The following is a 17,841-nucleotide window of genomic DNA, read 5'->3' as shown; positions in this document are numbered from 1 at the left end:
TTAGGACACGCTACGCGATCGCCAAAATACCCTCACTCTGAAATTTGTTGACCATCAGTAAGGCGATATATACTTTGAGTTTTAATAATCGGCTCATATAATATTTTGGACGAGAAAGCGTTCTATTTAAAAGTTAAAATTTACTTTATAAATGCTCTCTAAATAGTATCCATGCAGTCTCAAATTTAATTTGCCCATTGTGGATTTTCCACTGTATCCGCTCTGGTTAATACGCCACGGCGTAAATAGAGCAACCGTTTAAAATCCCTAAAAAGCCGATTCCATAATACTTTTGACTTTCGACTTTTGACTTCCGCCTTGCGGCGCTAGTCCTTTGTAAGCTTGTCGTTTACCCTAAAATACTTGACTAACCTTAGTGCGAAACTGTAGCCTCATACCCTTATCACTGTCTATAAGAACATGGGATAATTTCCCATAACCCTCACTACTACGTTATTTTGCGTGTATTCTGCCAAAATTGAGTAAAAAAAAGCAAATTAATTAACTATGATTACTAGGATATATGATAATTCACACTTCGATGAAAGCACTAACGGGGTTGTTGTAATGGTCGAGCCATACAGCCAAAAAGAGCAAATACAACAAGTTGTCTACCGTATTTTAGATGCCAATTTAGATCGCGCTCGTGAGGGCTTGCGAATTATCGAAGAATGGTGTCGCTTTGGTTTGAACAATGCCCAGTTGGCTCTTGAATGCAAACGGCTGCGGCAAGAGGTTGCTAAGTGGCATACCCCAGAATTGCGGGCGGCGCGAGATACACCAGGCGATCCTGGGACTGAGTTAACCCATCCTCAAGAAGAACAACGAGCTAGTATCAAATCGGTGTTGCAAGCTAACTTTTGCCGTATAGAAGAAGCATTACGGGTGTTGGAAGAATACGGCAAGCTTTATCACCCAACTATGGCTAAAGCTTGCAAGCAGATGCGCTATCAGGTTTATACCCTAGAAAGTAGTTTAATGGGTCATCAGCGTCATCAATTGTTGTGGCGATCGCGTTTGTATCTTGTTACTTCCCCACATGAAACTTTGTTGAATAACGTCGAAGCTGCGCTCAAAGGGGGATTAACGCTTTTACAATATCGTGACAAAACCGCCGATGATTCTTTGCGTCTAGAACAAGCCAGAAAACTCCGGCAGTTATGCCATATCTATGGTGCTTTGTTCATTGTTAACGATCGCGTGGATGTAGCTTTAGCTGTCGATGCAGATGGGGTGCATCTAGGACAACAAGATATGCCCATTACTGTTGCTCGGCAATTACTCGGTTCGCAGCGTCTGATAGGTCTTTCTACCACAAATAAGGAAGAAATGCAAGCAGCAATCGCTGAAGGTGTAGATTACATTGGCGTGGGGCCAGTTTATGAAACTCCCACGAAACTAGGTAAGGTAGCAACAGGTTTAGAATATGTCAGCTATGCTGCCAAAAATTGCTCAATTCCCTGGTTTGCCATTGGGGGAATAGATGCCAATAATATCAATGATGTGATCGATGCCGGAGCCGAACGTGTGGCGGTGGTGCGCTCGCTCATGCAAGCCGAACAACCTACCCTAGTGACTCAATATTTGCTCTCCCAACTCAATCGCATTAAACCAGAATTTTAAAAGAGTCATTAGTCATTTGTCCAAACTAAGTAACCAATACCTAATTTCCCACTCCCCATTCCCCACATATTATGTCCAATGAGATTACCATTCAGGTAAATGGGGAAACCCATAACTGTTCGTTTCAAACTTTTTTACCTGACTTGCTCCAACAGTTGGGTTTTAATCCCCGCTTGGTGGCTGTAGAGTATAATGGCGAAATTTTACACCGCCAGTTTTGGCCGCAAACAAAAGTGCAACCAGGCGATCGCTTAGAAGTGGTAACTATTGTTGGTGGTGGTTAATTAATTTGAGCCAGTTTTAATCTGTTTCAATCTCAAGGGTTTTCGGCATATTTCTGATCAACCTATTTGGGGTTGCAAAATTATCGTTAGATTCTAAAAGTCCCATCATCTGGGAACTTCTGGTAATAAAAAACCCTCTACAATCAATGTAAATTGAATTTTACGTATTTATACCCAATTTTATAAGTTTGTTGTGAAACGCATAGTAGAATTTCCTCTTGAAAGTGGCGAATCCATTTTTGTTGAAGTAGACGAAGCAGCCGAGACCGACGCTCGCATCGGTTTACGAGACCAAGTGGTTGATAAAGCTACACAAACCTTCGAGTCAGCCTTAGAAACCGTCAAGCCGATAGCTAATGCGATTATTACCAAAATAGGCAGCCTCAAACAGCCAGCAGATGAAGTGGAAGTCAAGTTTGGCATTAAGATTAGCGCTCAACTTGGGGCGGTTGTAGCTTCTGGCAATAGTGAAGTCAACTATGAAATCACCCTGAAATGGAAAAAAGATTCACAAAATGGCAGCACTTCTTGATTCATCTATTGTCAGAATTTACTCCAACGGTGGCAAAGTAATTGGTGCTGGTTTCTTAGTTTCTCAAAAGTACATCCTCACCTGCGCCCATGTAGTAGCTGATGCCTTGGGACTTCCGAGAAACACTGCCCAAATGCCAGATGCAGAAATCACCTTCGATTTTCCCCTAGTGGCAGCTATGCAACGCTTCCAAGCTAAGGTTGTTTTCTGGCTACCTGTAAATCCTAGTATGGCAGTAGAAGATATTGCTGGATTGGAATTAAAAGATTCTCCTCCAGATGAAGCTCTACTCGCACCATTAATTACATCTGATGATTGGACAGGACATCGTTTCCAAGTATTTGGTTTTCCAGAGGGACAACCAAATGGTGTTTGGGCTACTGGTGTTCTACGTGGACGCACAGCTAAAGATTGGGTGCAGCTAGAGGGTGAGACAAAACCAGGTTATAAACTAGAGCCTGGTTTCAGTGGTGCGCCGATATGGGATGGTGAGCTTCAGGGTATAGCCGGAATAGCAGTAGCAGTAGACCCCAAACGACCAGAAGCTAAAGTTGGGTTTATGATTCCCACACAAATTTTGGTGAGTGCATGGTCTGTGTTAGGTGAGCAAGCTATTTTTTGTCCCTATCGTGGTTTATTTCCTTTCCGGGAAGAAGATACAAGATTTTTCTTTGGGCGGGATATTTTCACCCAAGAACTAGTAAATACAGTCCAAAAACAGTCATTGGTAGCGGTAATTGGAGCGTCTGGTAGTGGTAAATCTAGCGTAGTGTTTGCGGGTTTGATTCCGCATTTACGCCAGCAAGGTAACTGGCTCATCGAATCTTTTCGCCCAAAAACTCATCCTGTAGATGAGCTAGCAGCAGTAATTGTGCGCCTGCGTGAACCAAAGGAAACGAAGATACAACAAGATATTGATGCCAGAAAATTAGCTGGTGTGTTGCGACAGGAAGAACTAGCACATACTTTTTTATCCCAGATTTTGTCAGAGAACGAGGATAAGCGCCTGTTAATGGTGGTAGATCAATTAGAGGAACTTTATACTTCTTGCTCAGATATTAAAGAGCGCCAGCTATTTTTAAATCAATTATTAGAAGCGGCTAAACTGGTACAGAATTTTACTCTTTTGCTGACCTTGCGGGCTGACTTTCTGGGATATGCACTTTCTGATCGTCGTTTCGCCGATGCTTTGCAGAATACTGATTTAAAACTTGCTCCGATGAACCGAGAAGAATTGCAGCAAGTGATCGCTCGACCTGCAAACAAGCAAGGAGTAAGGTTAGAAGAAGGTCTTGCAGAGGGGATTCTCAGAGCAGTGGCAGATTCACCAGGCAATTTGCCATTACTAGAATTTACTTTGACGCAACTATGGGCAAAACAGCAAAATCGCCAAATGACTCATGCTGCTTACGAAGCCATTGGCGGTGTAGAAAAGTCGTTGGCGAACCATGCAGAAGCCGAGTTCGCTAGACTCAATCCAGAGGAGCAACAACAAGCACAGCAAATATTTGTCCAATTGGTGCGGCCTGGGGAAGGCACAGAAGACACCCGCAGACTAGCTAACAAAAATGAGGTGGGAAACAATAATTGGGATTTGGTCAGGCGGTTGGCTGATGCGCGGCTAGTAGTAACTGGACGTGATGAAACTGCTGCTAAAGAAACAGTAGAGATTGTCCATGAAACCTTGATTCGGGAATGGGGACGACTGCACGGTTGGATGGAGAGCGATCGCTCTTTCCGCACTTGGCAAGAATTATTGCGATCAAGAATGCGTCAGTGGGAAAACGCCGGACAAGATGAAGGATCATTGCTGCGAGGTGTCCCCCTAGCGGAGGCAGAAAATTGGCTCAAGCAGCGCCGAGATGAGTTGAGCCAAGCAGAGCAAGGTTTCATCCAGCAGAGTTCGGCACTGCGCGATCGCGATCGTCAGCAAAAAGAACGTCGTCGCAAGCTTACTCTATTTGGGCTGACAGGTGGTTTAGTAGTAGTCTCAATCCTAGCGATGGTTGCATTTTGGCTACGATGGACAGCTGAAGTTGAAGGCTCAGGAGTCACTGCTTTAACAAATTTTGAGTCCGGTGCTGGAGAAATCGAGGCTTTAGTGTCAGCAATGGAAGCCGGACAAGAAGTTAAAAAGATGGCTTTTTGGAATAGTAATTGTTTGCAAGAATGTCCAGCCACAAGTCCACTGCTAGCTTTGCAGAAGACTTTGGATAATATTCATCAAACAAATCAAATCAATACTTACCAAAGAGGTGTAAATAGTATCCGTTTTATTAAAAACGGCAAAAAGCAAGAGGAAGAGTTAATTGTTGCTGGTGGAGAAGATGGCACGGTCAAGTGGTGGGATTATCAGAACAAGAAATTGAAAACGTTGAAAAATTCCAAACTGGATAATAACAGTATCAAAAGTATCGATTTTAACGAAGATCAAACAATATTGGCGACAGGTGCAAGTAATGGTTGGGTAAAACTGTGGGATGTCTCAAAGATGTGGAATTTTTTATCCGCAAATCAGAATTGGTCTCCACCTTCCATAATATCTATACATCATCAATGTGAAATAGAAAAATCCGACTTAGCAAAAGAGGATGATAAATGTAGTGTTAACAACGTTCGTTTTCTTCCCAAGATAAATCTGTTGGCAACAACTGGAGATGATGGCTACGTCAGACTGTGGACTCTCCAAGGAAAAATTTTTAAAACAATACCTGCTCACAGCAGTAGGATCAAAAGCCTTAATGCCAACCCTTATAATAACCAGCAATTTGCCACGGCTGGAGAGGATGGACTGGCAAAGCTTTGGGATATCAATCAGACAGAACCGATAGCAATATTTAAAGGTCATCAATGCAAAGTCAAAGACACTAAAAAATGTAGTGTTAACAGTGTCTGGTTTCACCCCAAAGAAAAGCAACTTGCTACTGCTGGAGATGATGGTACCGTCAGGCTGTGGGATTTTTCAGGAAAAGAACTGGCAGAAAAAAAATTTGAGGCTCACCATACAGGTGTGGAGGCAGTTCGTATTAGCAAAGATGGACTAATTGCTACATCAGCTAGCGATGGAAAAGTCTGGCTGTGGAAGGATTTCAATAGAACACTGGAAGCACAATTTAAGGGTCATCAAGGGAGTGTTGTCAGCACTCGCTTTAATACGAAGGGCGATACTCTTGCCACTGCGGGAAAAGATGATGGTACGGTGAGATTCTGGGCAGTTCCAGGAATATCATTAATCATACCCAAAAACCCCTTAATCAAACTAGAAGAGAATGAAAAAGTTATAAATGGGCATGAAAAAGCTGTTGCTAGTGTTCGTTTTAACCCAGAAGGCGACTTACTGATTACAGCTTCTGAGGATGACTATATTAGGCTTTGGAAGCTTGAAGGGAAGGTGGAAGAAAAATTCAAAGCCGAGCAAGGTGGTGTCAATACTGTACGTTTTAGCCCAGACAAAGCAAAAAACCTAATTGTTACAGGTGGAAAAGATGGCACAATAAAGCTCTGGACGCGCCAGGGAAACCCGTTAAAGCCTTTGAAACCTTTCGAGAGCCATTCTCAAGCAATACGGAGTATTAGTTTTAACAATAAAGGAGATAGGCTTGTTACTACTGGAGATGATGGCAAAGTAAAACTGTGGGATCTTGAAGGAAACAAGTTACAACAATTTCTGCATGGAGGTAAAGTTGAGACTACCAGATTTAGTCCAGATGGCAAGCTGCTAGCTACAGTTGGAGAAAAAGGGACGGCATTACTGTGGGATATTAGCAGCAAGCAACCGTCTAAAAAATTGATAGGTCATAAGGGCTATGTTACCACTGTTGGTTTTAGCCCCAAGGAAAATAAATTGGCTACATCTGGAGATGATGGTACTGTCAGGCTGTGGGATTATTCAGGAAAGCAGTTAAAAGAATTTAAGACTTATGAGGGCAGAGTCACACAAATAATTTTCAGCCGGGATGGTAAACTGCTGGCAACATCTTCAGCAAACTACACAACTAGGTTGTGGAATTTATCAGGACAACAAGTAGCAGAATTTAGAGGTCATCAAGGCTTTGTGAGAAGTGCAGATTTTAGCCCGGATGGTAAACTGCTGGCTACAGCCAGTGAGGATAAGACGGTAATTGTGTGGCGTATCCGGGGACTAGATGAACTGTTGGATGAAGGATGCGATCGCCTTAAAGATTACCTTGTAACTAACCCTGATGAAAAGAAAAAACTGAGTGTATGCCGTTGAACGTAATAAAAGTCTTACAAATCAGACTTGTATAGCGATCGATGAAGGGTTCTACGCTTGGCTAATTCTTTACCTTTGCGGCCAAGCTGCTCACGTAGTTGCTGGTCTTTGCACAACCGATTGAAAGCTTGAAACACTTCATAACCAGAATTGGGATTAACCAGTATGCCATTCTCCTCATGCTGAACTGTATCTAGAACACCGCCTAAGCGAGGAGCAATTATAGGCTTACCGAAGTAACTTGCTTCTAAATAAACCATACCAAAACCTTCCATACTATTAGCTTTAGCATCTAATAAAGTCAGCATGGCAAATATATCGCAAGCAGCATAATAACCTGCTAATTCTCGCTCAGGCACATATCCGGCAAAGTGGACGCGCTTATCTACCCGCAAACGATGCGCCAGAGATTTCAGTTCCGATTCACTTGGCCCTTGACCGCAGATTATATAGTGGACATCGACCCCAAAAGTTAGCAATAGTGGGATGTTATCGATTACTCGGTCGAAACCTTTCTGTTTTACTAGCCTTCCTATGGAGAGAATTGCTATTGCTGAATCGGGAATATTGTACGCCTGACGCACCCGAACACGTAAATCATCCAGGCTGCTGGGACTCGCTACATTATTACCAAATTTTTCTGGTCTGAGGACTGGGTTAATGACATGGGTAGGAGTATCTAATCGGAAAGCAGTTCTGAGATAGTCTCTTGTATAAGAACTATTACAAACAATACCTTCGGCTCTATGAAGTGTTAATTTAAATAGCGATCGCAGCACGGGATTGTGTAAAGTACAATGAAAATCATCGCCGTGCAGATAGATAAAATAGCGAATAGGTAAGAAATAGCTCAATAGCAACAGCGAAGGGAAATCATAGCCGTGGCCCCACTCTATATAACGGTAGTGATAGCGAAAATAAAGTCTGATTGCTAGGACAAATGAGCAGACGATATTCACCCAAGGCTTCAGGATACTTCCCACAAAGCCACTACGCCAGTATTTAGGATAAAACCAGCGATATACGGGAAACTGTTGACCTTGATCAAATACTTTATCTCCTGAGCAACTAGCCGCCAGCACAATCACTCGTTCTGGATCTTGGAGACAGCGATTATAGATATATTCCCCAATTACAGCTTCTTTCGGCAGAAATATCCGGGATATGACTAAGATATCTGGGTATGCAGCTTTGTCTCTGATTTCGGCTGTTAGTTGAGAAATATGTTCCATAATAAAGCTGATAACTTTACTTCAAATAATTTTTAATTTATTTACAATTAGGATTATTTTCAAAGCCTTAATTCTTATTTTATTTCTTTTAAAACGAATGTGGTAGACAAATTTGAAGCCGATTTTACAAAATTAGCCAGGAAGATTGTTTTTTTATTGTGTTGATTTTATTTTTGCTCTAAATTTCTCACTACTTGAGAATTTCTGTGCATCATGAACAATAAATCAAAGCTAAGACTTGTATATAGCCAAGTTAATCAGTAAACAAATGTTGCGAAAATTACGAAATCTATCTACGTTCAATAAAATATCCTGAATCTTCTAGGCTATTGTGCCAAAATACCAAAAAATTTGATCAGTACTTGAGAGTTATCTAGCGTCTGGCTGCATTTAATGATCAGCATTATGGACGCTTTTTTTGCCTACTGTATAAAAGTAATTTTAAGGTTATTTAATGTAACAAATACTACTTTTAATTAAAAAATATCCTCCCACCTTTGATCAAACAAGTAGGATGAAGTATTAAAAAATTAAAAGCATCTGTATAATCCCAGACTGTAGCCTGAAAGTGCTATTGCAAAACCTAGCAGCAATAGTTTCTGTAATTGTGAAGATATCTTAAGGTACGGTTCCCCAGTCGAGAAATCCCCCCTGCGATCGCTGCCTACCCAACAGAAGACGCGGTAGATTAAATATGTAGCCTTTACTCGTGAATGCTACGTGAATGCTACAAAGCAAGCTTTTACGAGCTGGCGTTAGCGACAGATTGAAACACTCCTACCAGCATGGGGAGAAATCATAAATAATTCAGTTTTCCAAGCGATAGTATTATGCGTAAAAAACTACAACAAACCATCAAACCACTGTTAAAAAGCTTGTTAGCACTAGGACTAGTGTTAACTTTGGCTTTTAGCCACGCCGATGGAGCATTAGCGGCCCGCAGTGGGGGTCGAATCGGTGGTGGCTCCTTTAGAGCACCTTCCAGCCGCACCTATACACCGCGCACTTATGCACCTCCTGGCGGAGGCGGATACTATCCTGGTGGTGGTTTTGGTGGTGGTTTTGGCTTTCCCTTCCTACTTCCTTTCTGGGGTATTGGGGGAGGATTTGGTGGTCTATTTGGCATCTTAATCTTCTTTGCGATCGCTAATTTTATATTGCAAACTTTCCGCCGCGTCTCTGGCGGTGAAACTGGAGAAGCAGATTACACCAGTAGCTCTCCTGTTTCTGTGACTCGTTTGCAAGTAGGTTTGTTAGCTCAAGCCCGTGAATTGCAAAATGAACTCAACCACATTGCTGAAACTGCTGATACCAACACCCCAGAGGGGAGAGCAGAAGTTCTACAAGAAGCCAGCCTAGCTTTACTCCGCCATCCCGAATACTTTGTATATGCAGGTGGTGGCACTCAACAAGCCAGTTTAAATTCAGCTGAAAGTCAGTTTAATCGGCTGTCACTGGCAGAACGCAGCAAGTTTAGCGAAGAAACTATTTCTAACGTCAACAATCAGCTAAGAGGGGCCCTTGCCAAAGATGCTTTACCTCCGGCTGGTGAACTCGACAACCCCACTCGCCTATTTACCGAAGGCCCTGGTGAATATATTATCGTCACCTTGCTGGCGGCGACACTAGGTAAGTTTGAAATCCCCACAGCCATTAACAGTGCTGATGATTTGCGTCAAGCTTTGCGGCAAATTGGTAGTATCCCCAGTGAGAAACTTCTGGCAATTGAAGTTCTTTGGACTCCGCAAGCTGAAAATGATACTTTGACATCTGATGATGTACTGGCAAATTATCCTGATTTGAGACTTGTTTAATTTCTAAAAAATTTCGCGCTTTAGTGCGAAGAAAAAACTTAGCATCTTGGCGCAACAAATAAGTTACCCTTTGAGGGCAATAATTACAAAACCGTTTGTCATTGACAAGCGGTTTTTTGTATAACTTAGATATAGCAAGAATTACGCACTGAAAACTGAAACCTAGATCCCCTAATCCCTTTTAGAAAGGGGATAACCCTAAAAGCCGCTTTCTTAAGGGTGTTGAGGTATCTCTGATGCCTAAGTTCCATATACTTAATTTTAGAAAAATTATTCTTAGCCAAGACTTTGATAGTATTATAAAAATGCATTATACGTAAAGTGTTATCTTATGCCTAGTGTTGAAGCTGACGAAAACCGAGAGCATCGCATTAAAACAGAGATTATTGTAGATGCTGAAGATAAAGAAGACCGGGCCATGGGTTGGTACTATTACCTCGAAGAGGTTCTGAATTTTCCGTTTATGGCTAAATGGACTAAGAAGGCACGCAAATCAGGTTCTACCGAGGAGAAACAAGTGGAAGTGCTGGGAATGGCCCCAGATGATGAGTGCTTGAAAGATATGCTTGTAGAAGTGGCTTACATTAATGGTAAGGATGATGATGTATATTCTGCAAAGTTATCTGAAATAGCAGCCATTGATGCTGACAGCGAAACTGAAGAAGCGATCGCAGATTGGCTCTATTGGATTGCCAGAGGATATAAATTTTAAATTCTTAGGATAAATATCGAATGACGTGGCAAGGATTGCCAGCAGCGACAACATTCTCAGGTATATCTTTGACAACTACACTGCCAGCACCAATGGTTGTGTTATCACCAATAGTTACACCTGGACAAATAATTGCACTGCCACCAATCCAGACATTATTACCAATGTTAATTGGGGCAGCTAATTCTCTCCGAGAAAGACGAATTTCTGGCTCTGTTGGGTGATAAGCAGTATAAATTTGCACATAAGGAGCGCATAAGACATTTTCACCAATATGAACTGTGTTGCAGTCTAAAATTACACAGCCATAGTTCATATACAATCTGTCCCCAGCAAAAATATTAGTGCCATAATCACAGTGAAAAGGTGGCACAATTGATCCTTTGTCACCAAGCTTTCCAAATAATTCTTGCAAAATTTGCTGCCGTTGCTCTTGCTGTTCTTCGGTTGTAGAATTGTAACTTCGCAACAGACGACTAGCCCGCTTAGTTTCGGCAGCCAATTCTGGATCATCCGCCAGATATAATTCGCCTGCAAGCATTTTCTGTTTTTCGGTTTTTTCCATGACACACTTATGTAGCTTCTCGATTGCGTAGGCGTAGCCCATCGTAGACATCGCTCCTTTAAATTAGTAGGTTAAAGGATGCTTTATTAATGAGGATATCGTTTTCAAATCTAAGTGTGACACTCCAGTATGGATTGATATCTCTTCTTTGAGATTTATAATCAGTCAAATAAACATCTTGATTGTTCCACTGGTAAATCTTTTCATGTATTTGTCCATTAGGGGAATCGATATTGTTTTCATAAATCAAGATACCATCCCAACCTAGAATGGAACGAACTTCATCATAAGACATGCCTGTAGATATAGAGTTATATAAATTTTCCCTGATTTCAGATGACAAATTTATCTGTTTAATCTGTATAGTCTCATTAGTATTTTGCTTAAATACTTTGAACATAGAGTTTATAAAAAAGGTAGGCATCGGAGCCATAGAAAAAACTCTATGAGAATAGATAAACGCAATCCATGTCAATAAAGCAACAGCTAAGAATATTGAATATTTCATAAAAAAAAGGGTGGAATAACCACCCTACAGCTTTCTGCAATAATATCAAGTAGGTTAATAACTAACGAATCCCTGCACTACTTTCGTGGGTGCTGGTATATGAATTCATAATACTATTGATCGTACCCCATACTCTAGCTGTCCTCTCTTCATAAAAACTACCATTCAGTTCACCACCAGCATTCTGAACAGTAAAATTTTTAAAAAATTCTCCGACTTTACCATTGTTATACTCGGTTTCAACCTTACTATCAATGTAAATATTATTAGACGAAGAGTTATAATCTTGGGTTAGAGTTGAATTGGTTACATTATCGATGTTGAAATTAGTCTCTGTTCTGCTTTGCTGAATTGTCCACTGGTTCAACACAAAAGTCTCACCTGCTAAAACAGGACTAGCCAAAAAATTAGCAAGAATAGCTAAACCGAGAACTTTCTTCATTACTTTGTCCTCATTATAAATTAGTTGCCTTTGTCAGAGAAACTAATCTTGCCAAAGTAACAAAAATAATTACCAGGGTGGATTAACCACCCTATAATTTAGAATCTTTTCAAATTGTATCAAGCATTATCAATAACTAACGAACACCTGCGCTGGTTTCGTGACTATTAGTATATGAGTTAGTTACACTATTAATAGTACCACCAAGCTTAGTCCAATTAGTTTCACTATATTTACCATATAGCTCACTACCTGCTGTATTATTGATAAATTTATCAAAGGAAATATCTGCACCACCAGCAGGTGTGCTGATATCAATATCACCGTCGACGAAATCCTTTTCAGCCCAAGAACTATATTTTTCGTTACGTTGTGAGAAAGTTTTAGAATCAAGCATTAAATTGGTTTCTGTTACAGTGTTACTCCATGAATTTTCGTCACGCACAAATGTTTCACCAGCAAAAGCAGGAGTAGTTAAAAAGGTAGCAATAATAGCCAAACCAAGAACTTTTTTCATGAGTTTATCCTCGTTATGAATTAGTTGTCTTTTCTAGCCTCATTTTTAGGTAATTCTTGAGACTGAAACTTAGGAACTTTGTTAGGTTCATTTGTATTAGTTCTGTTTATAGCAACGCCTTTACAGACAGCAGAAATAGTAGGAAAGCTGTCGGCAGTTAGTTGGATACCAGCACTGATTAATTCAGCACAGGCACGAGCATTGATAATCTCTACATCATATTGAGTCTTACGAGAAATAGTTTCAGCCATTTGCTTGCAAGTACTCTCTAAGCTTCCACCTAGAGGGAAAACTATAGCAGCATTCATACCATAAGAGGCGTTATTAGATAAACTAATCCCGTCATAGGAACTCAAAGAAGTCCCTAATATTAAAGATGGCCGCGGACACACAACATTTATTCCAGCTATTCCTTGAATTTTATAAGTAGCCGATTCACCAAGGTTATAAACTCCTGTTTGATTAATTGCAGCAGAGTTTCGTTGTTGATTATCAAGAGTCTGCTCTTGATTAGGCTGAGATTGAGAATTAACAGAGTTGGTCACAGATTGTGCTTGGGCTTCGAGGTTTATACTAACTACTCCCAGTAGACATAGTAAGGAATAGTTAGTGAATAGTCGTAGAGCTTTTTTAAACATTTGAAGTTTTTTAGATATTGCAAAAGAAGGATGTTAAGAGTCATGGATTAAGTAACTTGGCAGAATAAAACCAAACTCTGTTAAGAAAGATAAATTCAATAAAAATTGTCTTTCTTCTTACCTCCTACCTCTTGCTTCCTGCCTTATCCCAACGACAAATTTTTACGCTGGTCTACTTCGTTTACTAATTGGAAACTTTACCTCATTAAAACAATAACGAGTATTATTGCTATCTGTAGTATCTGTCACTGTATTTATTTAAAGTGTTGAGGTTTCTGAACTTTTGCTGTTCGTTATTCATCACGAACTAATATTCTCAACGATCCACAAAAACTGCGAGGGGGGTTTTGTGGGATTAAGTGGGAAATTGGCAAAAATTAATATTTATAGAGTGAATATTGGATTAGCTCTAAAAGAGAAGAGAAAAAGCAAATTTTTTAAAGCAATGATAATAAAAATTTAAAGTTAAAATGAAGCTTAAATAAACTTTTTTAAAAGTTAGCCAATAGAAGCGAATTATTTAAAGATCAAATAAACTTCATCATAAATTAGTTCATACCTTGTATCATTACAAATACTTAGATAAACAATATTTCAATCATCTCAAGTTCATAAATTTTATATGGCTTTTGAAAAAACGTCATACTCCTCTACCTCTGTTCTCCTGTGTTCCCTGTCTTCACAAATAAATTAATAGATCAAATCAGATTGCTATATGAACTATTAATAATTCAAAATTATACCGTGCGCCTTGCTTGTCATAACCTCTCACGCCGCTTGCTACGGCAATACCCGACTTGTACCCCTCCGGGGAAGCAAGCTACGCACAGTGTCTCCGAGAGGAGAAGGAACTGCCGTGAGAACCCTGGCAACGCAGTAACTCCCTTTGGGAGAAAGGGTCTTAAACCCTTTACTTGACGATAATTAAGCATCTACATCAAATTCATCAGATTAGTTTGACCTATGAACATCCAAGAGTTATTAACTATTGCGGATAAAGTGGTATCGAAATCATCTGGCAGACACTTGACTGATTTACAAAGTGATTTGTTAAAAGCGTCTTCTGAAAATCAGACATACGAACAGTTTGCCAATGATCGCGGCTACTGCCTCGATTATATAAAGAAGGATGTAGGGTCTACGCTATGGCAATTGCTATCTCAAGCATTAGGAGAGAAAGTTACAAAAAAGAACTTTCGGCAAGCGTTAGAACGATATCAACAGGCTGAAAAATTTGTGACTTATGACGAAAGAGAAAAACAGCAATATTTTGGCATCTACCTGATGTTTTGGCTTTTTAAGGAAGCACAGAAGAATTCGGCAACCTTTGAGAACCGATACTACAGCATAGATGCCGAGTAATACTGCTACCTTAAAATTCAAAACTTCACTAATTGAAAATTTCAAATACTTATGTCAGATGCTTTTCAGCCATATCAAGAAGGATGAAAATAATCGTAAATTTCTTGAGCCAAACGCGGGCCGATTCCTGGAACCTCAGCCAGTTGTGTGGGTGCAGCTTGCCGAATATAATCAACTGAGCGAAAATGCCCTAGTAGCTGCTTTTGTCGATGATGTCCTAAGCCAGGAATTTCATCTAAACGCGATCGCTTCAATTTATCACTGCGTTGCTGACGATGAAAAGTCACTGCAAATCGATGCGCTTCATCTCGCAACCGCCGCAACAACTGCACCCCTGATTGTTCTGAATCAGTTGTTAAGGGTTTAGATTCTCCCGGTAAAAAAATCTCTTCTCGCTGCTTCGCCAGACTCACAACTCGCAAGTCTTCTAATAAATTCATCTCTTGCAAAACGGCGACAACTGATGATAATTGACCTTTACCACCATCAATCATGATTAAATCAGGCCAATCTGGATTACCCAAACGTGCTAACTGAGGATCATCGCCATACTTACGGAACCGTCGCCCAATAACTTCAGCAAGACTAGCAAAATCATCTGAATGTCCCGCCGTCACCGTGGGATTTTTGATTTTGTAATGGCGATAATGTTGTTTGGCGGGTAATCCGTCGATAAATACGACTTGTGAAGCTACTGCATTTGACCCTTGAATGTGGGAAATGTCATAACCTTCGATGCGGTGGGGTACATCGGGTAAATCAAGAATGGCTGCTAAATCTTGCATTGCTTGGTCATTGCGATCGCTTAGTTTTTGCATTCTTTGCAATTCATACTGAGCATTTCGCTCTACCATCTCAATTAATTCTGCCTTAGTTTGCCGTAAAGGAGTCAAAATTGTGACTTTTTTACCTTTACGTTGAGTTAAGACATCCGCCAATATCTCGCTATCTGGTAAATCATGCTGTACCAAAATCTCTAAAGGTATTTCTACTGAGTCAGCAGTTTGGTAATGTTCCTCTAAAGCTCGTTGTAAAATAGCTCCCGGTTCTGCATGAGCATCCGCCACAAAGGCCAAGCGTCCCACCAATTGTCCAGCGCGAATCTGGAATAGTTGAATGCAGGCGTATTCTTCGTTGGCTGCCAGTGCGATCGCATCCCGCGAAACCGTATCATCTGGTAAGGAAACTTTTTGATTGGCTGTCAGCGACTTTAACCCAGAAATTTGGTCACGAATCCGCGCTGCTGACTCAAAGTTCAAGTTTTCAGCTGCTGCGTTCATCTGTTGAGTCAAAATATCAATCAGTTCCTGAGTTCGCCCTTGGAAGACCATCGCTATTTTTTGTACAATTTTGCGATATTCTTCTGGTGAAAGCATCTGTTGACACACACCCGGACAACGCCCTAAATCATAATTTAAGCAAGGACGGTCTTTAAAAAGTGGTTGAGGTCGTTGTCGCTGGGGGAAGATCCGCTTGCACAGGCGGACAATTTCTCGCAATAAACCAGCATCAGTATAAGGCCCGTAAAATTTATCCTTTTCTTTGCCGAATTGGCGTTTACGGGTAATAAAAATTCGCGGATAATCTTCTGACCAAGTGATGCAGAGATAGGGATATTTTTTATCATCTTTGAGCAGCACGTTAAAGTATGGCTGGTGCTGCTTGATCAAATTTGCTTCTAGGGCTAACGCTTCGGCTTCGGTATCAGTGACGATGAATTCAATTTCTGTCACCAACTTCACCATCGTGGCGATACGTTCACTCTTGTTGTAGCCATCCCGGAAATAGGAACGGACACGCGATCGCAACTTACGTGATTTACCTATATATATAATGCGATCGCTACTGTCCCGCATGAAATAAACCCCCGGTTCCGGTGGAATTTCGGCTAGACGATTTTCCAGTCGTTCTGGCTCTTTAACCAGTGGTAATATTTGAGTAGATATTGTCACAACCAAAATTAGGTAATCTTTCTCTATTTTAAGAAAAATTATTTTTTCGTGCCGATTTAAAAAAGTATTTATCAAGTAAATGTAAAGTAGTTAGGCTTTTAGTCTGCATATAGAGAAGTATGTAGGCACTTCTGCGGCTTCTTGCAGAGTGGCTTAGTTTCCGACCTAGTAGTGTGTCAAGAAATAATTGACGAATAAATTTTCTGTAGAGACGGCGATTTATCGCGTCTCTCCAACCGTCAAAATGGGTTTGACAGACCACTAGTACAGCGCGTAAATCCAGCTACCATCTCAATTAACAAGACTTGGGGCAAAATCCCCTTGTTAAAGGTAGACAACACTACTGATAGTGGTTCATGTCGTTAAATTTGATTAGTTGGTTTGTCATCAAAACCCTGTAGACACGCATTAGCGCAGTAGTACATTAGCGTAGCGGGGCAAAGCCCAGTCCAATTTCGTGTTTTTTTGAAGTTGTCAGAATATAAACTTGGCGTTTTGAATTTATAATTAGCATTTTAAAATCAACAATTATTTATTATTTTAAAATAGTTTTTATAAAAACTATTTTCTTTTCTTCATCTTGCCAAATTTATATTTTTATTATTAAAAGTAATTAAAATCTTTACTATTGCTTATATAAATATTAGACAATATTAGACAAAATTTATTCTTAGACAAGATTTTTAGATTTTATTTGAACTGATAATATTAAGCGATTTAACGGATTTAGTAAGTTAAATTTACGAATATCATTAGAAATATAGCCATTACAATAATTTCAGGAAAAAGTTAAAGTATGAATCTGCAAGAGTTTGAAGGCCAATACCGGGAAGCTATGACTGAAGCCCTCAATGATCTGCAAACAGCAGTTTTGTTGTTAGCGCAATTACAAGATAGAATTTCAAAAATTGGCAATTCTGTGCAACATATTAGTGAGCGAGTTGAAGAGTTCATTGCAGACCAAAAAGCTGAATAAAGGCACGCTATGCCCAGTAGAAAAGTTTATTTGTGGCAGCAAGTCAACTCTTCTTCAATGGTAATTATAAGCTCTTTGAGTTTTATAGGTTTGACAAAATAACGGCGTGCGCCCAAACTTAGAGCTAGTTCTTGATCGGCTTTAAAAGCAAAAGCTGAAACCACAATAATAGGTATTTTTGACAAATCAGGTTTTTCCTGGACTCGTTTTAAAAGCGAATAACCGTCAATATCCGGCAATTTCAAGTCTAATAACATTAAATCTGGCTGAAATTTTTCTATAGTCGAGAAAAAAGTAGAGCCTTCTGATAAGCTTTGGACATCGTACCCACAGTAAATTAGATAGTCACTCAGTAACAATCTATTGAGATAATGGTCTTCAACTAGCAAAATTCGTCTAACTTTCTGTGACTGCAATGGCTGATCTATATTGAATAATTGTGCTGTCATT

Annotated in this window: 16 protein-coding genes; 8 read left to right on the top strand and 8 right to left on the bottom strand. The window is 40.2% G+C overall.

Features of this window, described 5'->3' with window-relative positions; genetic code table 11:
• Positions 1-507 precede the first annotated feature (507 nt).
• The 4 genes from VE944_RS03660 to VE944_RS03645 all read left to right on the top strand — a co-directional run bounded on the left by VE944_RS03660 (position 508) and on the right by VE944_RS03645 (position 6,673).
• Positions 508-1,623 (top strand): thiamine phosphate synthase, encoded by a 1,116-nt coding sequence (locus tag VE944_RS03660; RefSeq protein ID WP_324972414.1) that lies wholly within the window; start codon positions 508-510, stop codon positions 1,621-1,623.
• Positions 1,624-1,694: 71 nt separating this feature from the next.
• Positions 1,695-1,907: a sulfur carrier protein ThiS gene (gene thiS, locus VE944_RS03655; RefSeq protein WP_229475627.1), complete on the top strand. Its 213-nt coding sequence runs from the start codon at positions 1,695-1,697 to the stop codon at positions 1,905-1,907.
• A 193-nt stretch (positions 1,908-2,100) separates the two neighbouring features.
• Positions 2,101-2,439 carry a CU044_2847 family protein gene (locus VE944_RS03650; RefSeq protein ID WP_324972405.1) on the top strand — a complete coding sequence of 113 codons (339 nt, stop codon included), beginning with the start codon at positions 2,101-2,103 and terminating at the stop codon, positions 2,437-2,439.
• On the top strand, positions 2,423-6,673 hold the full coding sequence (locus tag VE944_RS03645; RefSeq protein ID WP_324972402.1) for an nSTAND1 domain-containing NTPase: 4,251 nt from the start codon (positions 2,423-2,425) through the stop codon (positions 6,671-6,673). The genes VE944_RS03650 and VE944_RS03645 overlap by 17 nt, the downstream gene beginning before the upstream one ends.
• A 14-nt stretch (positions 6,674-6,687) precedes the next feature.
• Here VE944_RS03645 and VE944_RS03640 read toward each other — a convergent pair whose 3' ends face one another.
• The gene (locus tag VE944_RS03640) at positions 6,688-7,905 is read right to left on the bottom strand and encodes a glycosyltransferase family 4 protein (RefSeq protein WP_324972399.1); all 1,218 of its coding nucleotides are present in this window, start codon (positions 7,903-7,905) and stop codon (positions 6,688-6,690) included.
• An 830-nt stretch (positions 7,906-8,735) separates the two neighbouring features.
• On the opposite strand from VE944_RS03640, the gene VE944_RS03635 reads away from it, so the two are divergent.
• Together VE944_RS03635 and VE944_RS03630 are read left to right on the top strand one after the other, a co-directional pair.
• Positions 8,736-9,719: a DUF1517 domain-containing protein gene (locus tag VE944_RS03635; protein ID WP_324972396.1), complete on the top strand. Its 984-nt coding sequence runs from the start codon at positions 8,736-8,738 to the stop codon at positions 9,717-9,719.
• A gap of 331 nt (positions 9,720-10,050) precedes the next feature.
• Entirely contained in the window at positions 10,051-10,431 is a 381-nt protein-coding gene (locus tag VE944_RS03630; protein ID WP_324972393.1) for a calcium-binding protein, read from the top strand.
• A gap of 4 nt (positions 10,432-10,435) precedes the next feature.
• On the opposite strand, the gene VE944_RS03625 is transcribed toward VE944_RS03630, so the two are convergent.
• The 5 genes from VE944_RS03625 to VE944_RS03605 all read right to left on the bottom strand — a co-directional run bounded on the left by VE944_RS03625 (position 10,436) and on the right by VE944_RS03605 (position 13,101).
• Positions 10,436-10,996, bottom strand: coding sequence for a sugar O-acetyltransferase (locus tag VE944_RS03625; protein WP_324972424.1), 561 nt, complete (start codon positions 10,994-10,996; stop codon positions 10,436-10,438).
• Between the two features lie 58 nt (positions 10,997-11,054).
• On the bottom strand, positions 11,055-11,504 hold the full coding sequence (locus tag VE944_RS03620; RefSeq protein WP_324972390.1) for a hypothetical protein: 450 nt from the start codon (positions 11,502-11,504) through the stop codon (positions 11,055-11,057).
• A 61-nt stretch (positions 11,505-11,565) separates the two neighbouring features.
• Positions 11,566-11,946, bottom strand: coding sequence for a hypothetical protein (locus VE944_RS03615; protein WP_324972388.1), 381 nt, complete (start codon positions 11,944-11,946; stop codon positions 11,566-11,568).
• Positions 11,947-12,082: 136 nt separating this feature from the next.
• Complete coding sequence (locus VE944_RS03610) at positions 12,083-12,463, bottom strand: hypothetical protein (RefSeq protein ID WP_324972385.1); 381 nt, start codon at positions 12,461-12,463, stop codon at positions 12,083-12,085.
• 20 nt (positions 12,464-12,483) lie between these two features.
• Positions 12,484-13,101 (bottom strand): hypothetical protein, encoded by a 618-nt coding sequence (locus tag VE944_RS03605; RefSeq protein ID WP_324972382.1) that lies wholly within the window; start codon positions 13,099-13,101, stop codon positions 12,484-12,486.
• 963 nt (positions 13,102-14,064) lie between these two features.
• Between VE944_RS03605 and VE944_RS03600 the strand changes: the two genes are divergently transcribed.
• Positions 14,065-14,463, top strand: coding sequence for a helix-turn-helix domain-containing protein (locus VE944_RS03600; RefSeq protein WP_324972379.1), 399 nt, complete (start codon positions 14,065-14,067; stop codon positions 14,461-14,463).
• Between the two features lie 74 nt (positions 14,464-14,537).
• On the opposite strand, the gene uvrC is transcribed toward VE944_RS03600, so the two are convergent.
• Positions 14,538-16,415 carry an excinuclease ABC subunit UvrC gene (gene uvrC / locus VE944_RS03595; protein WP_324972376.1) on the bottom strand — a complete coding sequence of 626 codons (1,878 nt, stop codon included), beginning with the start codon at positions 16,413-16,415 and terminating at the stop codon, positions 14,538-14,540.
• A gap of 796 nt (positions 16,416-17,211) precedes the next feature.
• Between uvrC and VE944_RS03590 the strand changes: the two genes are divergently transcribed.
• Entirely contained in the window at positions 17,212-17,391 is a 180-nt protein-coding gene (locus tag VE944_RS03590) for a hypothetical protein (protein ID WP_324972373.1), read from the top strand.
• Positions 17,392-17,417: 26 nt separating this feature from the next.
• Here the strand turns inward: VE944_RS03590 and VE944_RS03585 are convergent, their stop codons facing one another.
• The gene (locus tag VE944_RS03585) at positions 17,418-17,840 is read right to left on the bottom strand and encodes a response regulator (protein ID WP_324972370.1); all 423 of its coding nucleotides are present in this window, start codon (positions 17,838-17,840) and stop codon (positions 17,418-17,420) included.
• Between the last annotated feature and the right edge of the window lies 1 nt (position 17,841).

It is taken from the genome of Nostoc sp., assembly GCF_035638895.1.
GTDB lineage: Bacteria > Cyanobacteriota > Cyanobacteriia > Cyanobacteriales > Nostocaceae > Nostoc.
This window is presented reverse-complemented; position numbering and strand designations above follow the sequence as displayed.